Origin of the sequence: Shewanella sp. 10N.261.52.F9 (assembly GCF_041471165.1) — a bacterium.
Taxonomy (GTDB): Bacteria; Pseudomonadota; Gammaproteobacteria; order Enterobacterales; family Shewanellaceae; genus Shewanella; species Shewanella marinintestina.
The window spans coordinates 1-4336 of sequence record NZ_JBFRNX010000037.1 but is presented as its reverse complement, the minus strand read 5'-3'; the positions used below and the strand labels follow the sequence as shown (position 1 = coordinate 4336).

The following is a 4336-nucleotide window of genomic DNA, read 5'->3' as shown; positions in this document are numbered from 1 at the left end:
TTTGATGTCACGGTAACCGATGCGAATGGGGCGTTCGATACTGAAACGGTGACAATTACTATTAACGGCGGCAATGATGCGCCTCAGGTTGTAGCAGCTACACCAGTCACAGTTTCAGAGGAAGGCCTAGATAACGGTATTATCGATGACATTGGTACACCAACAGATGTCACCAACCTAAAAACCGACACTGGTACCATCACATTCACTGATAGTGATGCCCCAGATAGTAATGTATTTACGTTATCCCTAGCGGGGCCAAGTACAGATATGTATTCAAACGGCGTTCTTGTTAGCTGGTCTTGGAACAGTAATACCAATACCCTCACAGGTTCTGCAAATGGCACTCCTGTGATGACTATCGTTTTAGGTGCAGTGTCCTCAGGTCTTTCAGGTTTTGAGGCAACTTATACTGTTAATCTGCTGAATAATATCGATCATCCATTAAATGATGTAGAAGACATTCTGACGTTTAATTTCGGGGTAACTATTAACGATGGCACTCAAGATGTGATAACAAACTTTGATGTCACCATTGAAGATGATGCTCCTGTAGATGAGGTTGATGAATTAGCTCAGAATATTATTCCTCACGTAGTAGGAAGCGATGTTACAGGAGATCTATTCGCCCCTGGAGCAGATGGCTTTGGTAGTGTAAATTTCCAAGTATTAACAACAGGCTTGCAATATAACGGACAAGATCTTAGTTATTCAATGAGCGGTAACACCCTTACCGCGAGCGCTAATGGCACAGATGTATTTACAGTCACAGCAGTATTAGACCAAAACGGTCATTACGATTACGTATTTGAGCTTCTACAAGAGGTCGACCTAGAAACCCTCATTGACTATGACTTAGATTCTGCCCCAGCAGGTAATAACTCAGCTTATTATGTAGATGCTGACGGAACTATTTATAGTCAAAACGGCCAAGCCTCAAACGTCATATCAACAATTACGGGGTTTACTAACGGCATTGCTTCTCAGATTAATGCCAATAGCCATGGTATGGGAGTCGGTCCACAGACTTCAATTAGTGACGATGAGTCCATTAAAATTGATTATGGTCCAAATGGAACTTCCTTATTAGCTATTAATCTAGGTACTAATAACAACGGGGTCCACACCGGATCTGCAGACATCCAATATATCATTACTTATTCGGACAACAGCACTAAAGTTGTTAATACAACAATTAACCCAACTTTGTTAATCGAAGAATTGGAAGCCAACGGCCTATCAATCATGTCAATTGAGATAATCCATTTAAGCGGCGAAGACTTCCAGGTAACCAGTCTTGCTTCAAGCGGGCTGATCTTTAATGAACCAATTGATATAGAGTTCGGTTACTCAGCCACTGACGGTGACGGTGACGCAATTGTATTTACCCAGGATAACACCGGCCAATTTAATATCACTCTGACCCCAGACAACCTGCTACCGAATGCCCTGAATAACACTTATAACGTAGATTCAGGCTCAGTAATTATGGCCAACATGATCACTGATGACACTGAAAGCGGAGTGGACAGCGATGCTGACGCTGATACGTTAACCATCACCCAAATTAACGGGGTTGATCTTACCTATGTAAATGGTTCCGCTATTATTTCTATACCAAGTGGACAGCTGACAGTTCAAGCCGATGGTTCATTTACCTTTGCGCATAATGGTAATTCATCAAATCCAGTCAGTTTCACCTATACCATCAGTGATGGTAATGGTGGACTAGACACAGCAACTGTAGATATAGGTGTGTTTAACAGTGCTACTCTAAATCCAGGAGATGATACTTATACAGGAACAACTGGTAATGACACCATAGTTAGTGACGTAACAGGCCTTATGCCGGGAGACGACTATAATATTGCATTTGTTATCGATTCTTCAGGCAGTATGGGAGCGAGTGCAGTTGCAACAGCAAAGCAGCAAATCATAGCGGTACTAGATACCTTGATTGCAAATGCAAACCTACCGGGCGCAGGGACGGTAAACGTCCTTCTAGTCGATTTTGACCAAAGTGCTAATACTTTAATAGAAATCGATTTAAGTACTGGTAATGCTGCGGCTCAAATTGCACAAGCTTTAACTGCAATGACAAGCGGAGGCAGTACCAATTACTCTGCAGCGCTAACTGAAGCATATAACTGGTTTAATACTAATTATCCAAATGGCAATAATCGTACATTCTTCATTACTGACGGAGCGCCAAACACAGACAATGGCCAATCGGGTAACTACTTTAACAATGCTTTAGCCGCATTTGCGCTATTGAATGCAATTTCAGATGTAGAGGCTATTGGTTTAGGTCCAAATATTAACACATCAATATTGCAGCAATTTGATTCGGCTGCACCGTTAATTAACAATGTTGACGTTAATGATCTCGCTGATGCAATTCTTCAATCGAACATCTTACCAGGTAACGATATCGTTTCAGGCGGTGCTGGTGATGACATCATCTTTGGAGACTTATCAGACTTCCTTGGTAATGGTCTACAAGGAATGGATGCTATTAGACAATATGTTGCTGACGATTTAGGTATTAATATTAATGCCGTTAAAGATGCTGATGTTCATGACTTTATTACTAATAACTATGCCGTTTTCGATGTTTCACAAACAGATGATGGTAACGATACCTTAAACGGCGATGCTGGCAACGATATTATTTTCGGTCAAGGTGGTGATGACATCATTGATGGCGGAGAAGGTAATGACGTGCTTATTGGTGGTGATGGAAATGACACTATCATTGGTGGCATAGGCAGAGATTTAATCAATGGCGGAGAAGGTAATGATGACCTTTATGGGGGAGAGTTATTAACCCCAGAAGATAATGAAAGAGACTTTTTCACATGGGGCGCAGGATCGGCTGATGGAAGTACTGACACCGTTTATGGCTTTAATAACCAAATTGATACTCTCGATCTTTCAGACGTATTAATTAACGAAGAAAACGGAAATCTAGAAGACTTCTTATCATTTAGTTTTAGCGGCGGTGACACAACTATTACTATTGACACTGACGGCTTGGGTGCAGGTACAAATAGCGTCATGATTGTTTTAGATGGCGTAGACCTATCTAGTATTTATGGTTCCTCCGATGCTAGCGTAATTATCAGCCAACTTATCAACGATGAGGCACTGATCGCAGATCCTAATACAACACCATTTATCCCACCTTACAACCAATTGGACGACGGGTTAAACCCTCCATAAATATCAATCTTTTGTTCAAGCGGCGCAATTAGCTTTTTTGCGCTTTAATTAAAAAGGCCACAATCCTTGTGGTCTTTTTTAATTACAGGATACAGAAATAGAATTATTCACTTTAGAATAATAAATGTTCAGCACAAAACAATATCGTCAAAAAATTGACCCAATATTTCAAACTGTATAACATTGACGAAATATACGTTGCTTTATAAAAAATAAATGCTACATCTGTTGTTTTCGCAGGGAGCCAAACAATGAAGTCTATTCTCACCACACAAGCTGGCCAAATTCAGAACCTAAGTGGTGTCGTTACAGTCAACATTATGGGTAATGACAAACAAATCGCTGAAGGCGAATCTGTCCCTGCTGGCGCAAAGCTACTAATAGCTGAAAATAGTGCCGTTGAAATTCTTTATGACGATGGAACTTTATTGTCATCAACCACTGAAGTGCCATCATCAAATACTGCAGCCAATGCTGATATCTCTGATGACGAACTAGCATTAAGTGAAATTGAAGAAATTCAAGCGCTTATTTTAGCTGGGGAAGACCCTAGTGAAGGCCCTGATACTGCAGCAGGCAACCAAAGTAATAGCGAAGGGGGCTCAAGCCATGTATCTATTTCCCGCTCAGGAAATGAAACTTTAGCGAGCAACGGCTTCGATACGTCATTTCTGAAAAACGATATAGCAAACGATGAAAATAATAACTTTTCCAATGCCAATACTACTGTATTAGATAGTCCAAGTACGTTAAATAATGATAGCAACATAATACCTGAAGATACTGTTGCATCTGGCAATGTGTTAAGCAACGATACCGATTTTGATGAAGCATTATCAGTAGTTAGCTTTGAAGTTGAAGGGCAAACTTATAACGCTGGCACCAGCGTTGAACTGGACGATGGCGTGTTAGTTATCAATGCCGACGGCTCTTACACCTTCACCCCCAATGAAAATTGGAACGGTGTTGTTCCGGTTATCACATACACCACAAACACCGGTTTAACCGCGACGCTGACGATTGAAGTCACGCCAGTTGATGACACGAGCGTGCTGGTTAATGACAGCAATACCATTGCAGAAGATGAAGTCGCCACCGGCAATGTCTTAGATAA

2 protein-coding genes are annotated in these 4336 nt (G+C 41.1%); both read left to right on the top strand.

Annotation, left to right across the window (positions count from 1 at the left end; genetic code table 11):
• Positions 1 to 3222, top strand: a 3222-nt coding sequence (locus tag AB4298_RS20365; RefSeq protein WP_371988183.1) for a VWA domain-containing protein, incomplete at its 5' end; no start/stop codon positions are given.
• Positions 3223 to 3473: 251 nt separating this feature from the next.
• The coding region (locus tag AB4298_RS20360) for a retention module-containing protein (RefSeq protein ID WP_371988181.1) at positions 3474 to 4336 on the top strand (863 nt) is incomplete at its 3' end.